This is a genomic window from uncultured Gimesia sp. (assembly GCF_937910335.1).
Taxonomy (GTDB): domain Bacteria; phylum Planctomycetota; class Planctomycetia; order Planctomycetales; family Planctomycetaceae; genus Gimesia.
In genome coordinates this window covers 1-19066 of sequence record NZ_CALEMX010000224.1, presented here as the reverse complement: position 1 = coordinate 19066, position 19066 = coordinate 1, and the positions used below count along the sequence as shown (strand labels likewise).

Below are 19066 nucleotides of genomic sequence, written 5' to 3'. Positions count from 1 at the left end.
CTTTAAATGGAACGCCGATTTGTAAAGGGTCATTTTCTCCCATGATTCATTATTTGAATGTCATACGCTCTCAGCTGCAATTGATTCCCTTTCTCTGCCTGGCCTGCTTGCCCTGTTCTCTTCTCGGAACGGAACTTGAACTGGCTCCCTGTCAGATCGCGCAAGCTGGCAAAGCCAGGGTTTCGGTAGTGGTCTCGAAACAGGCTTCTGAACGAACGCAAACAGCAGCCAAAGATCTTGCCCATTACCTTACGAAGATCAGTAACGCCCCCTTTTCGGTCGAAACCGGAAACGGCTTACAGGGCCTGACTGTTGGTCTGGTTTCTGATTTCCCGGAACAACGAGCCGTCAATCAAAGCGAATGGAGTAACCCACAAATTAAAGAACGCGAGAAGTATCTCATTCGCTCCCATGCAGACGGTGTTTACTTGCTCGGCATGACAGAACTGGCAGTTGAGCATGCCGTTTGGGATTTTCTTTACCGTGTCGGATATCGACAGTACTTTCCCGGACCGCATTGGGAGGTCATTCCACGCCAGAATCATTTGAAGGTCAATATTAATGTCACAGAATCACCGGATTATCAGAACCGGATGATCTGGTATGGGTATGGTCCCTGGGACTATGCGAAAGCGCCCTATCAGCGATGGTGTGCCCGCAACCGTGCGACATCGGGCATGGTATTAAAAACCGGGCACTCCTATGGTGGTTTCATTCGCAGTAATCAGGCCGCCTTTGATACCCATCCGGAATTCTATGCGTTAGTAAAAGGCAGTCGCAAAATTAGCCCCTATGCCAAACTCTGTACCAGCAATCTCCAGGTACAGGAACTGATCGAGCAATCGGCGCTCCGTTACTTTGAAGAGAATGAGGATGCGGACAGTATTTCACTCGATCCCAGTGATGGCGGTGGCTGGTGTGAATGTGAAGCCTGTCAGAAAATGGGTAGTATCAGTGATCGTGCTTTATTCCTGGCGAATCGTGTCGCGGATGCAGTTAACAAACCGCAATCAGATGGCAAAATGCGTCAGAAGTATGTCGGCATGTATGCCTATGCCTACCATTCGCCTCCCCCCACTGGCAAGGTACACCCGAATGTGATCATCAGCGTAGCGACCGGTTTCCTGCGAGGAGGTTATACTCTTGATGAAATTATCACAGGCTGGTCTACACAGGGGGCAAAAATTGGTATCCGTGAATATTACAGCGTTTATCCCTGGGATAATGACCTGCCGGGCAAAGCGCGCGGGAGCAACATTGAGTATCTTAAAAGGACGCTTCCCAAATTCCACAAACAGGGTGCTCAATATCTAACCGCTGAATCGAGCGACAACTGGGGTCCAAATGGATTAGGGTATTTCCTGGCCTCCCGTATGATGTGGAACCTTGACGAAATTCAACAAACCGACAAGTTGACTGACGAATTTTTGAAGCTCTGTTTTGGCAAAGCCAAATCTCACATGGCGGAATTCTACAGGCAACTTGATGGATCGCATTCTCATCTGGTAGTCAGTGATCAGTACGGTCGCATGTTTCGAGCTTTGGCCGCAGCAAAACAACTGGCAAAGTCGCCTGAAGTTCACGTACGACTGGATGATCTGACTCTGTATTGTCGTTACGTGGATCTCTATGAGCAGTATCGACAAGCAAAAGGTGAACCGAGGCAAAAGGCATTCGAGCAAATGATTCGGCACGCCTATCGCATGCGTGAATCGATGCTCGTACACAGTAAAGCCGTTTATCGTGACGCTGTGAATCGTGATAAAAGTGTGAGTATTCCCGAAAATGCACGTTGGACAGTACCCGAAGCAAAGAACGCCTGGAAAGAGAGTACCCCCTTTTCGAAGAGTGAATTGCAGGATTTTCTGAAAGCAGGAATTGCCGCCTATCCTTTGACGGAACTCGATTTTAAACCAGTTACTTTCAGTGAAGATCTGGTGCCAGTGAATTCACTCAACCTTGCGGAAGTGAAACCGGGAATCCTTTCCAGTGGTCGCGGGACGCAAACTTTTCACACGTATGTTTCGACACCTTCAACTCCGGTTGAACTGCAAATCACCGGCGGATTGATTGCCCATTACCGTGACCGTGGTAATGTAAAGATCGAAGTTTGGAAAATCGGTGGCGCCAGCCAGACAGGGGACCGAGAAACATTCATCACCAAAGATCAATCTGTTCCCCCCGATGGGAAACCACGAACTGTGCGGCTGGCAATACAGGAACCGGGCATGTATCGCATTACTGTTTCTGATGGTGGCGATCGCACGAGCGTACAATGGAAACAAAACAGGACCATGGTGATGAGATCCAGCTTGGAACAACCCATAGCTACTTCAGGTCGCTGGTCACTTTATTTTTATGTCCCTGAAGGAACCAAACGCATCGGCTTACATGGAGGAGGAACCGGAAGCATACTTGATCCGGAAGGCCAGGAGCAGTTTACGTTACAGAATCGAAAGGCGGGATTCTACAGCTTGCCAGTTCCTGCAGGAAGCGATGGAAAACTATGGAAGGTAAATCACGCATCCGGGGCAATTCGCCTGCTGACTGTGCCTCCCTATTTCGCGCGGAATGCAAAAGAATTATTGCTCCCGCGGGAAGTGATCGAAGCTGACCGTGATTAATATTTCTCAACCTCAATCCCCTGGAAGAGTTTTCCGTCATGAAAAACTGAGCCGATGAAAAGACTTCTGGAATACATCATTCTATTTCTGTTATTCATCCTGCTTCCCCACACGGCTGAAGCATGTATGGGCTGCGTGCAGAGCGTGATGAAAGTAAACTTTCCCTTTCTCGGATCTCTCATCGTCATTTTTCTTGTTTGGGTTGTAGTCTCATTTTTCACCGGGAGGCCTGTTCCCAAAGGAATCAAACGATTTCTGTACCTGGGGATTCCTGTAATTATTTTCAGCGCCGTAACGATGATTCCTTTGGATCTGCCTGTTGTGATTTGCTGGTTTTTTTATCTGCTGTTTAGAGTTTTTCAGTTTCTGACGATTAAAGACGAGTGGCTGCGGGAAAACCTGATCCCGTTCGGCGTGAATGCCCTTACATTGACGGTTGCTTTTATTTCCATCTCTATCACAACCACACAAGCAAATTCGACGCCGGGACTGATTGATTCGCTAGGCAAGATCGGGCCGCATTACCCCGGAACTATTCAATACCAGATATCGCAACTGACCAAACGTGGGCCGGAAGTCGTCGCTCCTTTGAGTGCTGCGTTGAAACAGGATTTAGACAAAGAGTATATCAATTCCTTCCGAATCGCGCAGATCGCATATTGCCTCAGACAGATTGGTGGCGATAAGGCCGAAGCTGCACTGAAGCGAACGATTGAAAAACACATTACATTCGATGAGGATTTCTATGGTAAATGGGAAACGGCAGTCTGTTGTCTGTATGCCGAGTGCGCACAGGAACGGGCCGTTCCGACGCTGATGGAATTACTGAATTCGGCTGAAGGAGAAAAGGCCGACCAGCAGCGGCTCGTTGCATTGCTGGCACTGGCGCGGACGCAGGATCCGGCTGCTGTGGAAACGGTGCTAAACCATGCTACTTTTCTGCAAGAGCAGCTCAAGAAAAAACATACCAGCCGTTGGCAATCTGTCACAATCAGCGTCACATTGCAGGCACTTGCAGAGGGACAAGCGCCGGTCGATCTGATCGCCAGCCCGATCTATGAGCCGCTGAATCTCGGCCTGCAGTCTGAAAGTCGGACCGAAACTGGTATCAATTGGAACCAACATTGGAGGGCTGATCTTGATCCGGATGCGCTGAAAGCAAAATGGTCTCAAATTTGTAAATGAAGCGATGACTCCCTGGCACATTTTAATTTGTAATTCGTAGATATCTCAATGATGTCTCGGTCTCCTTGCAGGCTAGATTTGACCAACATTCTCACTGTGAGAATCATTATGTACTAATCGACTTAGCACCGAAATCCTTGTTAATCGAACGGTTATCAGACAAGTTGTGTCAAAGCAATCAAGCGTTGATTGACCGGAACTCTCCGCTGGATTAAATTGTTCGTTAAATAGCGATTTCTCTCTACAGGAAACAGAAATGAATTTACGCCTTGTTGTTTCACTGATTGCAGTATTGTTGACTTGCTCTCAACTCCCCCTGCGTGCCATCGATCAGAAACCGCTTCCGCTCGTGACTCAGGGTAAATCCGCTTATGTGATCTATCATGCTCCGGAAGTACCTGACTCTGTCAAACTGGCAACGAAAGAGTTGCAACGGATTATTGCCAGCTCTACCGGCGTTACGTTGAAGATTCAAACAGAACCTGCTGCTCCCATGCTCTGCATCGGTGAGAATGCAGCGTCTCTGGACGCGGGACTTCATGTTTCGAAACTACCAGCAGATGGTTTTCAGATTCTCACAAAAGATGGCAATATTTATATCACAGGCCGTGATACTCACGAAAAAGAATTTATCTGGCGTGGTTATAAAAGTAGAGGGACTTTGTTTGGAGTCTATGAATTCCTGGAGCGCGAAGTTGGAGTGCGCTGGTTGATGCCCGGTGAATGGGGCGAAGACATTCCTGCAAAGAAAGAACTACTGATCTCAGACTGGAATGAAATCCAGCAGCCCGATTTCCCTGATCGTCTATTGGAATATGTGCAAGACAAACGGCCTCTGGTAAAGGAATGGATGTTACGCCGAAAAATTCCGCCGGTTGCTGAAGGTCGCAAAACTGGATCGGGACATTCCTGGGATGAATATGTTTCGGTGAAAGCGCTGCAGGCGCATCCGGAATACATGGCACTGGTGCGTGGCAAACGGACTCTACCTGTCGGACGAAATTATAAACTCTGCACCACGAACCCGGAACTGGTTGATCTGTTTGCGAAAGGGGTGATCGAAAGTCTCCACAAACGGTCGTGGCAAAAGTCGGCTTCGATTTCCGCTTCCGATGGCGGTGCGTTTTGCAGTTGTGAAAAGTGCAGTCAACTTGTGACCGACGATCCGCATGGGAAGAGGTCGAATACGCGGCTGTTATTGCAATTCTATCATCAGGTCGCTCAAAAAGTTCACAAAGCGCACCCGGATCGGCTGGTGGGCGCGCTGGTGTATTACAATTACATGTACCCGCCGAAAGAGCCGATGCCGATCTCAGAGAATTTATCGCTGGTCTGGGCGCCTCTCAACTATTACGGCTATGGCCTCTATAAGCCCACCTATCAGCGCGAATTTGTTGATGTGGTCAAAGGCTGGACGGCGATTACCAACAATTTTGTCTATCACAATTACTCAACCTGGATGCGTTCGTATAACGGGGCCCCCCTGCCCCCTGCGCGTGAAATACTCAAACTGGAACTTCCGACTCTCAAACGCCAGAAGGTCCGGGGTGCGATCATGGTAGGACAGAGTGGATGGGGTTATGGTGCGCTGACGAATTATGTTTTGAGCGAGCAAATGTGGAACGCCGATATTGACGTAGATGCACTGATACAGGAATGGCTGCGTCGCGCTTATGGTCCGGGCTGGCCGGCAATGGAACAGGTTTATGATCTGCTGGATGAAAGAATGAAAGCATACAAGCTGCAGGAACCACTGGGCTATCGGGGTGATCAGTATGAAATCAACGCCGACAAAATCCGCCGGATGTATGTGCCTGTGTTCGCACAGATCGAACAACTCTATCTGCAAGCAAAAGCAAAAACTGAAACGATCCCGCAACAAAAACGACTGGAGATGTTCGGCGATAATTTGATCCAGTTACATTTTCACATGCGACAAGCGGCTTTGATCAAGAAACCGGAGCAGTCCACGTTTTATCGCACTGATAAAGAATTCGAAAAGTTCATGCAGGCACATACGACATCCCTGGCCTTAAGCGGCGGAGAAAAAGGCAAACCTCACAACGCGCCGATTTATATTGATCAATGGGGTGGCGAGAAGACCGTGTATTTGAAGGATGCGAAGAAATAGTTGAGCGAGATGGGACATGAGTGAATTTCGAAATGGTGGGCGACCATAAAGCGATCTCAATTTTGCTTGCTATTTCGTCTCACTCGGCTTAGCCTGTAGTGGTGCCTTCAATTTATACTCATCGGGAGTGAAAAACCATGACGAACCTGAATTCTAAGAAACACAATCGTGAATTTAAAAATGTCTCGTTTTGTTTTTTCGTTGTTGCGAGTCTCGGATTCATTTTCAGTCTTGATAACGATGCAGGGACACTCGAATTAAAAGATGGGACTCCTGAGGTAACAAGAGCAGATGCGAGTAAATGTGCAACGCATCAATCTGAGACAAATCAACTGAAAGGTGAGCTGTTAAATAGATGGGTCCCCAGAAGTGATATCGTGTATTCGATTGAGCTTTGGAAACAAGGTAAAAAATATCAGCTCATTCATAACCTGAAGAATCGAAGCAAGTACGTTCAACAAGTGATTCCTTCGAATGACTTGAAACGATTGACTCCCACCAACGCCAAAGACAGAGAACACTATATTATCAACGACTGGTCCCTTGAAGCGTGGGATGAAGACGGCAAAATCAGTAGGTCATCTAAAATGATTATCGGGTGTTAGAGATTTTTTTCCTTGATCAATACACCTCATGCTCTTATGTGTACAATGCAGGGTGATGAGTATGTTCATGTAGGAATCGCACCGCCGGATACATCTTGGTATTTGCGATTCTATGAGACATGGGACGATGAAGGTCAGGAAATGATCGGCCGCTTTGATTTTACCCTATCGGTTGAAATGGCGAACCTGTTTCGAGAGTCCGTTGTCCCGGAATTGGACTTCTCTGTTATAGAACAAGCTGCAGATGAATATTATAAGAAAATCATCGTCTGACAATTTCCTGCGATTGCTCGATCAGAAATCAGGTTTAACAGATGTCGTCAATCCTCAGTCAGCCACTTTTTACCGACTCCCAGAAAACCGGATGCCACAAGAAACGCGTAGACAGGTCTGGCTTTTTTGCCATCGGGTGCCTCTCCGGCAAACAACATATAAATAGCCCCCGCTACCATCAATCCACCGATTACCAATGAAAGGACGCCAAAAGTTCTTTTCACGACCTTTCCGGGACTGATGCTGATTGACTTTTTGGTCTTCTTTTTCTTTTTGGCGGGAGCGGGTTTCTTTTTTTTTCGCGTGGTGGCGCCGGGTGGTTCGTAGTCTTCGTTGAGATCTTCGATTTCGTCATCCGCGGCAGGGACTCGTATTTTGGCGCCACACGATTTGCATTTGAGCGTCTGGCCGGCTCGATCATCGCGCACTTTGTAGCTTTGGAAACATTCGTCACACTGAACGGAAATCGTCATGGTAACCCTCTCCAGCAGGTTGTTCTTTTCAGTCTCTCAAGGTCAAATTTTTCCGAAACTGAAATCAGGTATAACAAAAACCCCTATTTCATTACTGAAAAAGGGCTTAAAAGCGGACTACACTGGATCCGAACGGTGACTTCCTCGATGTCAACGTTCTAACATATTTGATATAAGCTCTTTTCAATTGTTTTATACTTTTCGGAATATAAATAATTGATAGATTTAAGGTGAATCTGTATTTCTCAATAGATAACTTAGTCTTGAGCATGAGGATGTTATTATGATTGGAGAGATAATTGTAGGAAAGAAGTTATTGTACTCATATCCTCTAATTGATTTGAAATTCTTATTTCGTAGTAGTTGTAAGAATGCAGAATAAATCACCAACATCGGCTACCATCCAAGATCACAATATTTTTTGCAACAGGTAACCAGACTATTATTATCAGAGTAAGAACTTTTTGTTTTTAATGATAACTATGTTTACGTAACAGGATTCAATTGTGCCTGATAATACCATAATCCCGAGTAAAGATTATATTGATCAACTCGATAAAAATAGTGTTGGACGATGGAAAAACATTATTACTGCACGAAGAGATGCTATTGAAGCTCAGCTATTTCTTTTTGAGAAACTGCGAAAATTCCCATCAGAAGATGTAGACATTGTTGTATTTGGTTCTCTCGCTCGTCAAGAATGGACGACTGGTAGTGATGTGGACTGGACTTTGCTTATTGACGGACAGGCAAATATCGACCACAGAAGTAACGCCAGGGAAATTGGTCTAACTCTTGATGAATTGGAGTTCAAAGGAAAGCGACTAAATCCTCCTGGAGGTGAAGGCATCTTTGGGAACATGGCTTTCAGCCATGAGATTGTCCATCATATCGGAGGTCAGGATGATACAAATCGTAACATGACACAGCGAATATTACTGCTGCTGGAAGCAACATCGTTGCGAGGTCTGGAAGCAGGTGGCGATGGGCCTTGCGAACGTACCGTTAGACAAATCTTATATCGCTATCTCAAGGGGGATTCAAATTTTCATCCACAGGCAAATGAAGAATCTCGCATTCCCAGATTTCTACTGAATGACATTGTTCGCTTTTGGAGAACGATGTGTGTAGACTTTGCCTATAAGGATTGGGAACAGGCAGGCAGAAAATGGGCGCTCAGGAATATTAAGTTGAGAACGTCACGTAAGCTACTATTTGTGGCTGGTATGCTCACTGTTTTCAGCTGCTTTAAAAATGAATCACTGAATCATGATGTCGCCCCTGAGGGCTATATACTAAAGCTGCAAGAGCACTTGTTGAACTATGTACATTCGACCCCGCTGAATATTATTGTGTGGACACTACAAAATATGGGACGTGATGAAGATTGCCTGAAAATTCTTGATATTTACGAGAAGTTTCTTGCAACCATGAACGATGAGTCCCTGCGTCAACATTTAGAAGAACTGAATCAGGAAACCGTTTATCAGGATGAAATTTTTTTGGCGTGCCGGGAAATCAGCCATCAACTGCAAATTGTATTACAGAATATATGTTTTAAAGAAGAGTCTCCTTTGAGGGAGTTTACTTGTGAATATGGAGTGTTCTAATATGAAAATTGGATTTTCGACAGGTAGTGTTGCACTGAATGATGTGCGTCGAGGAATTGACATAGCTACGCACACAAAAACAAACGCGATTGAACTCTCAGCACTGCGTGAACAGGAACTTGTCCCCCTTTTGAGATTAATTGATAAGCTTCAGAATGAGTTAAGTATATTTGAATATATTGCATTCCATGCCCCAAGTAAGCGAGAAAAGCTATCTGAAGAGGCGATTGTTTCCAAATTAAAAAAAGTAGCTGATCTTGGATGGGCAATTATTGTGCACCCTGATGCCATTGAAAATTTTGAATTATGGAAAACATTAGGTAGAGCCGTCTGCATCGAGAATATGGACAAACGAAAAGCTACTGGTCGTACAGCCGCACAACTAAAGCCGTTTTTCGACCAGTTGCCAGAAGCAACTTTTTGTTTTGATATTGGCCACGCCCGGCAGATTGATCCGACAATGCTAGAAGCAGAAACTATGCTACGAGAGTTCCATGGCCGTCTGCGACAGGTTCATATGAGTTATGTCAACTCTCAAAGTCAACATGAACGACTGAATTACGAGAGTATTCTAGCATATCAGCGAGTTGCTCATTGGATAGATAACTCGATTCCCATCATACTCGAGACCCCTGTGGAGCAAGATGAGGTGGTCGAGGAAATTTCGTTAGCCAAAAAAGTGTTTGAATTGGTCCACTTAGACACTGAAGAAGAACCCCAGAATCATCAAATTCGTAACTGATAACAATTGGGTTGTTGTCAAGATTTGGGCTGAGTTGTCAAACGTAGCATATATAAAAATAAATCGATTACAACACTTTCGAAACCCAAAAAGATGGTCCTTAAGAACATCCATCATTTTTCTTGTGTTCTGACAGATGAACAAAATGATGTAGCGAAATCGAAAACAACGAACGACAACACTTTAAAATTATTTAACCACAATCGAAGCAATTCACAGCCCGAGCTGTACCTTAAAGTTGAGTGACCTCTCTACGTAGCAAGAAAGATACGTGTTTTCAGTTGTCGCTTCATCCGGCTGTTCTTTTCTGTCTCCTCAACCCCAGCCAATCAAAAAGCCCTATCTCGTTACTGAGACAGGGCTTAGAAGTGGACGATACTGGATTCGAACCGGTGACCTCCACGATGTCAACGTGGCGCTCTAACCAACTGAGCTAATCGTCCTGAGGTTTAAAAAGGTTACGTATCGTTTGGTATATCGTCAAGTTCCAGACTGAAATCTGTCAAAAAAACAGCCGAATGCTGGAATCTCTGGTCCTGTCTGACCGATCATACCAATTTGAATGGTTTCCTGCGAATATCCCGCTTTCGAGCGAACATTGACGCAGACATATCTTGTCGAATATAAAGACGCTACCTCCTTCGAACTGCCCGAGCGGTGAGCCCTTTGTAACGGCGACTGTGGTGGTTCCGACTTTAGATGAAGTTCAGATACTCAGATGATTCAAGTCAAACTCCCCGATGGAACCGTCAAGGAATACTCCGAAAACAGCACTGCAATCGATGTAGCCCAATCAATCGGTGAGCGGCTGGCCAATGCGGTGGTCGCCGCAGAAGTGGATGGAACCGTATGTGATGCGTTCCGCCCGATGAAAGAAATTTCGGGCTCGTCCGAACTCTCACTCCGCCTGCTGACCGACCGCGATGCCGAAGCGCTTGGCGTGATGCGCCACTCATGTGCCCATATTATGGCGCGGGCGGTAATGCGTCTCTGGCCGGGCATTCAACTGGCGTTTGGCCCGACGCTGCCGCATGGCTTCTATTACGATTTTGGACTCGAACATACCATCAGCGAAGATGATTTCCCCAAAATCGAAGAGGAAATGAAAAAGATCATCAAAGAAGAAGAACCCTTCGAACGGTTCTCTCTCGACCGGTCCGAAGCGGTTTCGTTTGTGAATGAAATGGATCAGCATTCGAAAGCCGAGCATATCGAAACAGGTCTGGCCGACCATGGGCAGCTGAGCTTTTATCGTCAGGGCGAATTTGTCGATCTCTGTCGTGGTCCTCATATTCCGAATGCGGGAAAAGTCAAAGCGTTCAAACTACTCTCGATTGCCGGTTCCTACTGGAAGGGAGACACCGGTAGTAAACCACTTCAGCGTCTGTATGGAACTGCCTTCTTCAGTAAAAAGGATTTGAAAAAATATCTGGAACAGATTGAGGAAGCCAAGCGCCGCGATCATCGTGTGCTGGGGAAAAAACTGGGGCTGTTTCAGATCAATCCGGAAGTGGGACAGGGGCTCTGTCTCTGGCTGCCGAAAGGGGCCACCATCCGCGCGGTACTTGAAGACTTCATCAAGGTCGAACTGACACGGCTCGGCTATCAGCCCGTTTATTCACCCCATATCGGACGCGTGGAGCTGTATGAAACCAGTGGCCACTTCCCCTATTATCGCGATTCGCAATTTGCGCCACTGTTCAGCCATGATGCAGGGCAACTGGTTGATTTCTGGGTTCGAAAGCTGGAGGAAGAGAGTCTGTCGGCTGAGGATGAGGAGATCTTCTTCAAGTCATCACGGGTCATGAACTGCGATTTTGAATTTCCACCGGGTGCGAGCCGGGAAGAAAAAATTGAAATCCTGAAAGCCTGGGAACATAAAAACGAACGTTATTTACTGAAGCCGATGAACTGTCCGCATCATGCAGAGATGTATAAAGCGATGCCGCGCAGCTATCGGGATTTGCCTGTGCGGCTGGCGGAATTTGGAACCGTTTATCGTCATGAACAAACCGGGGAATTGAACGGCATGCTGCGTGTGCGCGGTTTGACTCAGGATGATGCACACATTTTCTGCACTCCCGAGCAGGTGGAAGAGGAATTCCGTATCACATTGGATCTGGTAAAATTCATTCTGGCTGCGGTGGGTCTGGATAATTTCCGCGTGCAACTTTCTCTCCGCGAGCCCGGCAGTGATAAATATGTCGGCAGTGAAGAAAACTGGGAACGAGCGGAAAACAGCTTGCGAAAAGTGCTCTCGGATTCTGGCATGCCCTTCAGCGAATGTGAAGGGGAAGCCGCGTTCTACGGACCTAAGGCTGACTTTATGGTTTCGGATTGTATTGGCCGTGAATGGCAATTGGGAACCGTGCAACTGGATTACAACCTGCCCGAACGCTTCAAACTTGAATATACTGGCTCCGACAATCAGCCACACCGCCCGGTGATGATTCACCGTGCCCCATTTGGCTCGATGGAACGTTTCACCGGTATGTTGATCGAACATTTCGCGGGCGCGTTTCCACTGTGGTTGGCACCGGAGCAAATCCGTGTGCTGCCCGTCAGTGATAAAACGCTCGATTACGCGAACGAAGTGGCTGCCGAACTGCGAAAGAACGGTTTCCGGATTTCAGTTGATACACGGAGTTCGAAAGTCAACGCGAAGATCCGCGATGCCCAACTGGAATTGATTCCGTATATGTTCATTGTTGGTCCGAAAGAAGCCGAGCAGACTGCGGTTGCCGTGCGCGATCGAATCGACGGTGATCTGGGTCCAATGCCATTGGCTGACGCGATTGCCAAACTGAAACAGGAAGCCGAGGAACGGCTTGTGCGTCAAGTGGCGGAAAGTTCTTTTTCCGGCATTGAAGGGCAGACTGAGGCATCGAACGAGTATTAAGATTGTTCCAGCTCCGAACTCTTTGATATTTGGTCCACGTTCCGATATAAATTACAGTAGTCAGTTTCATTTTGCTTTCTAAAATGAATCCAATGGGCAGCAACAACATCTGATGATACATCAGAACGATTCCTTACATCTATTTGTGAGTAAAACACTATGAGCCAGGCAGTGGGACAACAGATTGAAGCCGACTTTTTCGCAAAGTTCCCGACTTCTTCGCAAATGTATCAGCGTGCGTGCAGCCTGTTTCCCAGCGGGGTGACACACGATGGCCGGTATATGAAGCCGTTTCCGATTTACGTCGACCATGCATTGGGTGGTCATAAATATGACGTGGATGGCAATGATATTATTGATTACTGGAGCGGCCACGGTGCGCTGATTCTGGGTCACAGTCATCCCGAAATGGTCAAAGCGGTTCAAGATCAGGTTGCGAAAGGCACACATTTCGGTGCCTGTCATGAACTGGAACTGGAGTGGGGCGAACTCGTTCGTCAACTGGTACCTTCCTGTGAGATGTTACGTTTCACCAGCAGTGGCACCGAAGCGACGATGATGGCGTTGCGTGTAGCCCGCATTGCCACCGGTAAAACGAAGGTCATGAAGTTCGCAGGTCACTTTCATGGCTGGCACGATCTGCTGGCACAGGCGGCAGAACCTCCGCACGATGACGAAACCTACGCCATGCCCGGCGTAACCGAAGGTGTTTCTGATGAATTGATTATCATTCGCCCTAACGATCTGGAACTGGTGGAACGGGCGATCGACGCGCATGACCCTGCCTGTATTATTGTCGAAGCGACGGGTAGTCGCTGGGGTGTGGTGCCTTTAAATGAAGGGTTCCTGCAGGGACTAAGAAAGTTGACCGCCGACAAGGGCGTACTGCTGATTATGGATGAAGTCATCAGCGGTTTTCGCGTTGCTCCGGGCGGTATGCAGGAAGTCTGTGGCATTGTGCCAGATTTGACATCGCTGGCAAAAATTGTCGCGGGTGGATTGCCGGGCGGCTGCCTGGCGGGTCGCGCCGATCTGATGCAGGCGATTGCCTTTGATAACCCGTTTGGTCAGAAGATGAAACATCCCGGCACTTACAACGCGAACCCCCTTTCGGCGGCAGCGGGAATTTCCGTATTGAAGCAGGTTGCCACTGGAGCGCCTTGTCGAAAAGCGAATGAAAGTGGTGCGAAACTGCGTCAGGGTTTGAATGAAGTTCTCACGCGTAAAAATGTGGATTGGGTCGTCTATGGCCAGTTTTCCATAATCAAAGTCTTCCCCGGATACGAGGGGCCGCGACCGACTGATGATTCGTTCGTGCCTTATCAAAATGATTTTGATCGTTTGGACCGCAAGCATGATGCCCGGTTGGGTCATGCGTTTCGTTGTGCACTGTTACTGAATGGTGTTGACTGGTTTGGCTGGGGCGCCATGACGACGGCTGCTCACACCGACGAGGATATCAATTTTACAGTCAAAGCCTTCGAGCGTGCCATGGATGCCCTTCGCGCTGATGGATTTATCGATTGAGAAGCGCAGCCGCAAACTGGAGATTGTGCGTCGTGGAAGAAATCTGGAAGCCGACTGCAATCGAAGTTGCGCAAGCGACGGACAAGCTGTTACCCGATTTAATCAAAACCGGATTGAAGGCGCTGTTCGTAGGCACGAATCCCGGTTTGTATTCGGCGGCGGTGGGGCATCATTTCGCGCGTCCGGGAAACCGATTCTGGCCTGCCCTGTCTCTCGCCGGTATTACCAAACGGTTATATTCCCCCTTCGAAGATCATCTGCTGCTCAAACAGGGAGGTGGGTTGACGAATATTGTAAGCCGCGCGTCCAAGCGGGCTGACGATTTGTCGAAAGCAGAACTCTATGAGGGTGCTGAAATTTTGAAGCGAAAGGTGCTGAAGTTCCGGCCACAAAAAGTGGTTTTTCTGGGAATCACCTCCTATCGAAGTGCGTTTCAGGAAAAACAGGCTATGCTCGGCCTGCAAGAACGTACGCTTGGTGAGGCTGAGGTCTGGGTGCTGCCCAATCCCAGTGGTCTGAATGCACACTATCAATTGCCCGCGCTGGGGAAAATCTTTGCGCAAATGTGGCGATGAAAACTCTTCCTATTCTACCTGTTTTACGAAACCGGAATCAATTCCCAAGCCTGATTCCATTCAGTGAGAAATGATTCAATCCCAGCCTTTTCTCTCGACGATGAAAGTAGAGATCCGATCAGAGAAGCTGCGCAATCATTGTCAGCTTTTCTGTTTGATCCGGAAATGGATGTTATCAACGACTCTTGCAGGTTCTGCTCATGCACCGAAAACGGATTTTCAATCAGCATCGAATTTTACTGTTACTGTTCTGCGCCGCAACGCTCAGTCAGCAGGGCTGTATGGTGTTTCGAGAACATTTCTCACTGAGCAGCATGTGGTTTGATTACAACACACTCAGAGCGCCGGCCCTCTTCTTCGAAAAGCATGATCATTTCCCGTATAGGGCACGTCAGGTTGCGTTTTTCCACTGGCAATACGGTGTGACTCCCGGAAAAGATGTCCGATATGAACGTCCTGATCTATGGGGCGGCGATCAGCCGTATCAGGTTCCCAATGAAAACGTGATGAATGTCAGCGCGATAGAGGGAAACATCCAACCGACGGTCATTCCCAACGGAAGCATGCAAGTCGGTCCTCAAATGAAGCTAAAGCCTTATCGAAAACGAAACCCGTCTGGTGTGGAATTCATTCCTCCCCCGCCGGGCGCGCCGCCGACACCGGGTGTCTCTTCACAACCATTGGCCCCCCCCATTCCGCCGCCCGCGCCTTGATGATTACTATCGCGTAACGGGACTGAGACGCGGCTTGAAGACAGTGATCCAGATAAAGGGCTGCCCGCGTTCATCGATTACCAGCTTACGCGTTAGTCCGTCTCGTCCGATGGCGTTACCGATCAGAATTCCCCAAGTGGTTCGCTTGTTGGGAATGGTGACCATGATTTTGTCCAGATCGACGTTCTTCTTTTTAATTTCGTACTCGTCTGTAATCATCGGAATCCCGGAAGCCTTCGACGCTGCCAGTAATACGTCTCTTAAGGGAACGTTGGTTAATTCGACGGGAATCAATTGAAAGTAGCGTGGCGCTGTTTTCTGGCGCGAGTTTTTCAGGTCCCAGCCGATGGGCCACGGAGCGGTTTTCGATTCCCAGGGAGAGACAGCCAGTTCCAGCGAGCCGGACGGCGTTCGTGAAGGATGAAAGGCCAGGCCATACTGTTTCAACGCAATTGCCAGTACGGTACCTTTCGCCAGCTTTTTCAGATCAGGTTTGACTGTCATTTGAGAATCTGAAGCGAGTCGTTTTTCGGCATCGACATCAAATCTTACGGACAGTGTCTGCGGTAAGTCCAGTTTCGTGATAGCTGCTTTGAGCGTCAGCCCTTGTACATTCGCGGGCGCTGGCTCAGCCAGTGCTTCAAACACCGTTTTAAACTGTTTTTCTGAGAGACCCCAGACCGGTTTGCTTTCGGGCGATCCCTGGGCACCATAGGTTTTGAGTTCGTTCAGCCACTCTTTGAGTTTCCCCAGATCCCGGCGTGCGAATCGATGACCGGGGAAATGAATCTCTCCATTTCGGTCCAGGACACCCACCAGGCGGACTTCCCGAAACGTGCCTCTTACATTCTGCTCGACGCTGGGTTTATCGTCCAGGACAGATCGCCGCGTTCGCACGGAGATTTTCAGATCCCGAAAGATCCGCCCCCATTGTTGAGCATACAACGCCGAGCTGGTGGTTTCGGTCAACAGTGTGACCGAGACCGACGTTTTGATCGGTGCGCCTTTTGGTTTCGAGTTTTTGGGGAACTGTACCTGTGCCTGTAAGTGATGAGTTCCTGAGACCATCAGAAGTAGTAGAAAACAAAAGATATAAAGGGGAATGGAATGTTTCATTTTTTATGCTGATTTTGTTAAAGGACGCATTTACTGTCAGCACTGTCGGACCAGCCGACAGTGGCACCCGATTCTCTTATATCATTATGGAAAATTATGTTTGATAGAGTATAACAGATTGGATTTGCTGTGATGATAGCAATTTTGCATGAGGTATTGCTGCGGCTGCCATGCTATAATAGCTGAAGACCTGATAGAGAAGACCGTAAGTTCTGAATCGTTCGTTTTCATTGAACTGAGAGATGAGGTCGAATTTCATGAATTCCCAGAAAGAGGGCAAGAAATATAAACGGCGACGTCTTTATCTCGCTCTTGGTGGGACTTTGGCTGTCTTCTGGCTGCTGACCATCTTTTGGGGAACCAAACAGGTCCATCGAGATTATGTCCAACTTGAGCGGGAAGGATTACCAGAAAGTGTTACTGTTTTCGTAGATCGAAAAAGTGTTGACAAGAGTACTAGATGGGAACAAATTTCTGATCCTTGGGCACCTTTACCTTTCGTCGTGAGCTTTGAAGTTGATACAAAGAATGAAGAGGTTTTTGATTATCATTGCAGGCGGTTCTATTTTTTCTGGTGTCTGGGTTATCATCCAGAATGGCCATTTTTTGGCAGGTATCTTCCCGAAACATTTGGAAGAAGAGAAATAAAGGATCAACTCCGTTACGCTGCCTTAACTCACTCTACTTACCAGTGACATTCACATAATGTGGCGTGGACCAGGCGAGGTGGCCGTGGGCTGCCATCAGGTTTCCGGGGAGAACGGGGGCGTCTTTTGATTGCACGATTCGCCAGTAGAACCAGTGTCTGCCTGCGGGTAAGTTTTTCAGGCGATGAGTGACTTTGAACTCTTTGGTTTCGCTGCCTTTGACTGTTTTGATCTCTTTGCCGTTGTGAATTAACGCAGCTGAAACGATGGGTCGTGTTCCGATTGCCTTTAACGACAAATTGACAGTGCCGTCTTGTGAATCGATTTCTTCGCCCATCAAGGCGTCATTGGCGCGGGCGTCGATAAAGAACTGTGAACCGTTCGTGGCAAAGCAACGGCGTTTTTTCAAGGCGTCGAAAATGGCTTCCGCAGTTAGCTCTTCGGCGTAGATGCCTGTCAGGGCGCCACTCAAACCGGGTGCGCGACGATGGGAATCGCCACACGCGACGAACGCCATGTTGCCGCCGCGATTGAGGATGCCGTGAAACAGCTGGGGCACGCTCTGAATGTAATTGCTCCAGCCGGACGTCAATTCCATGCCGACTTCCACCTCATGCCCCGATGGTTTGAAGGCGGGGTGCTGGGTTAATGTGATGCCGCCCGTTTTCTGGACTTCGTAATTCAAGCGAGCGATATCATTTTCGACTTCTACAAACCGAATCACGGGACCGCCTGCGGGCGGATAAACAACGCTGCGGTGATTAGGGAACGAACGATTTTTGTAAGGATGCGTCCAGTTGCCGGGATCGGAGTCTTTCGCGGTGCTGACGCCGGGGATGCGGGACGTCCATTCGTAACCGGGCAGCGAAAGGAACTTTTTCTGTTCCGTAAACGCGTTGGCGAAGAAGTTCCCCAGTTCATATTCGTATTGTGTCAGCGGCACGATATAAAAATCGTTATTCGTAAACACGACGACATCCAGGGCGGCTTTATCACGGGCATAGTGATTGAGTTCATCGGGTTCTCCCTCTGCATCTGATGAGAGATTATTGTGACAATGCATGTCCGCCCAGAAGAGCTTGAATGTTTTGTCGCCCACATGAATTTCTCGTCGCGGTTTCACTTCTTCCTGAATCGGAAGTTCGGTCGGCTGCCAACCTGTCCATTGCTCCTGCTTGAATGGAGTCTGCTGACTGAGATCTCCGACGAGACGATGATAGACGCGTCGCCCGCCGCCGAAGACATTCGAAGCTAACAGAGCAAACTTACCGTCTGTTGCCTGTTCGGGGTGTGCCAGATGGTATTCAACTTTTCCCTGCAACAGCACAGTCGGCGGCTGCAGTATGTTCTGTTGAATTCGCCGGCCTACCAGATCTCCGCGTGGTTTGGCCGTCGAGCCGCGATGATCGGATTTCCGTTCCCACATTAACCAGAAATTTTCACCCTCGGCGAGTAACATCGGCGTGGTCCGTCGGCCCAGATAGCCGCTGGTGGCGACCGGCTTGGGATCAATCTGTGCTACTAAACCTTGAGTTAATTCTGCCGCGACATTGTTGCCCTCGGCGTCTGTGATCTGGTTCCAGCCTTGCGGATCCCGTTTTGCGACGTGCAGCGTATGCCACTGACTGATCACGCCCGGGCCGCCAATCACATCCTGCTTTTGCAACCAGGCGACGAACAGGCCCTGCTTTGTTGAAAGAATTGTAGGTTGTAAAGCATGCATTTCATCGGGTGAGATCGATTCAATCGGACCGAGTTCCCGTGAGACGCTTCGCCCGACGACGTTGTATCGTTTCTGCTTGTATTGATCCCAGGCCACCCACACCTTGGCAGGTTGGTTGACGTCGCTCGAATAATCAACGGCGATCGCAGGCCGAAAGGCGTTTCGTCTTTCAAACCCGCATTTCCCAGATGACTTCCTTCGCTTTGGCATGCGATTTGCGCCA

Annotated in this window: 15 protein-coding genes and 1 tRNA gene; 12 read left to right on the top strand and 4 right to left on the bottom strand. The window is 48.2% G+C overall.

The genetic code is table 11. From position 1 onward, the window contains the following. The first annotated feature begins 41 nt into the window (after positions 1–41). The 5 genes from Q0668_RS08660 to Q0668_RS08640 all read left to right on the top strand — a co-directional run bounded on the left by Q0668_RS08660 (position 42) and on the right by Q0668_RS08640 (position 6818). The gene (locus Q0668_RS08660; RefSeq protein ID WP_298862938.1) at positions 42–2624 is read left to right on the top strand and encodes a DUF4838 domain-containing protein; all 2583 of its coding nucleotides are present in this window, start codon (positions 42–44) and stop codon (positions 2622–2624) included. 54 nt (positions 2625–2678) lie between these two features. Next, a complete protein-coding gene (locus Q0668_RS08655; RefSeq protein ID WP_298862936.1) occupies positions 2679–3809 on the top strand; it encodes a hypothetical protein in 1131 nt (376 codons plus the stop codon). 256 nt (positions 3810–4065) lie between these two features. Further along, positions 4066–5940 (top strand): DUF4838 domain-containing protein, encoded by a 1875-nt coding sequence (locus Q0668_RS08650; RefSeq protein WP_298862933.1) that lies wholly within the window; start codon positions 4066–4068, stop codon positions 5938–5940. A 137-nt stretch (positions 5941–6077) separates the two neighbouring features. Further along, entirely contained in the window at positions 6078–6545 is a 468-nt protein-coding gene (locus tag Q0668_RS08645) for a hypothetical protein (RefSeq protein WP_298862930.1), read from the top strand. Between the two features lie 12 nt (positions 6546–6557). Then, entirely contained in the window at positions 6558–6818 is a 261-nt protein-coding gene (locus Q0668_RS08640) for a hypothetical protein (RefSeq protein ID WP_298862927.1), read from the top strand. A 47-nt stretch (positions 6819–6865) separates the two neighbouring features. Here the strand turns inward: Q0668_RS08640 and Q0668_RS08635 are convergent, their stop codons facing one another. Continuing rightward, entirely contained in the window at positions 6866–7291 is a 426-nt protein-coding gene (locus tag Q0668_RS08635) for a hypothetical protein (protein ID WP_298862924.1), read from the bottom strand. 506 nt (positions 7292–7797) lie between these two features. Here Q0668_RS08635 and Q0668_RS08630 point away from each other — a divergent pair. Next, positions 7798–8901, top strand: a complete 1104-nt coding sequence (locus Q0668_RS08630) for a nucleotidyltransferase domain-containing protein (RefSeq protein ID WP_298862921.1) — start codon at positions 7798–7800, stop codon at positions 8899–8901. 1 nt (position 8902) lies between these two features. Beyond that, positions 8903–9643, top strand: coding sequence for a hypothetical protein (locus tag Q0668_RS08625; RefSeq protein ID WP_298862918.1), 741 nt, complete (start codon positions 8903–8905; stop codon positions 9641–9643). 369 nt (positions 9644–10012) lie between these two features. On the opposite strand, the gene Q0668_RS08620 is transcribed toward Q0668_RS08625, so the two are convergent. Beyond that, positions 10013–10086: transfer RNA gene (locus Q0668_RS08620), tRNA-Val, on the bottom strand. Between the two features lie 275 nt (positions 10087–10361). On the opposite strand from Q0668_RS08620, the gene thrS reads away from it, so the two are divergent. The 4 genes from thrS (at position 10362) to Q0668_RS08600 (ending at position 15357) form a co-directional block, all read left to right on the top strand. Next, a complete protein-coding gene (thrS, locus tag Q0668_RS08615) occupies positions 10362–12542 on the top strand; it encodes a threonine--tRNA ligase (protein WP_298862915.1) in 2181 nt (726 codons plus the stop codon). Positions 12543–12701: 159 nt separating this feature from the next. After that, positions 12702–14069 carry an aspartate aminotransferase family protein gene (locus tag Q0668_RS08610; protein ID WP_298862912.1) on the top strand — a complete coding sequence of 456 codons (1368 nt, stop codon included), beginning with the start codon at positions 12702–12704 and terminating at the stop codon, positions 14067–14069. 32 nt (positions 14070–14101) lie between these two features. Further along, the gene (locus Q0668_RS08605; protein WP_298862909.1) at positions 14102–14644 is read left to right on the top strand and encodes a mismatch-specific DNA-glycosylase; all 543 of its coding nucleotides are present in this window, start codon (positions 14102–14104) and stop codon (positions 14642–14644) included. A 200-nt stretch (positions 14645–14844) separates the two neighbouring features. After that, positions 14845–15357 (top strand): hypothetical protein, encoded by a 513-nt coding sequence (locus Q0668_RS08600; protein ID WP_298862906.1) that lies wholly within the window; start codon positions 14845–14847, stop codon positions 15355–15357. 6 nt (positions 15358–15363) lie between these two features. Here the strand turns inward: Q0668_RS08600 and Q0668_RS08595 are convergent, their stop codons facing one another. After that, on the bottom strand, positions 15364–16473 hold the full coding sequence (locus tag Q0668_RS08595) for a hypothetical protein (protein ID WP_298862903.1): 1110 nt from the start codon (positions 16471–16473) through the stop codon (positions 15364–15366). Between the two features lie 257 nt (positions 16474–16730). Here Q0668_RS08595 and Q0668_RS08590 point away from each other — a divergent pair, with 257 nt between their 5' ends. Further along, entirely contained in the window at positions 16731–17168 is a 438-nt protein-coding gene (locus tag Q0668_RS08590; RefSeq protein ID WP_298862900.1) for a hypothetical protein, read from the top strand. On the opposite strand, the gene Q0668_RS08585 is transcribed toward Q0668_RS08590, so the two are convergent. Continuing rightward, positions 17155–19066, bottom strand: a 1912-nt coding sequence (locus Q0668_RS08585) for a DUF3604 domain-containing protein (RefSeq protein ID WP_298862897.1), incomplete at its 5' end; no start/stop codon positions are given. The two genes, Q0668_RS08590 and Q0668_RS08585, sit on opposite strands and share 14 nt — an antisense overlap.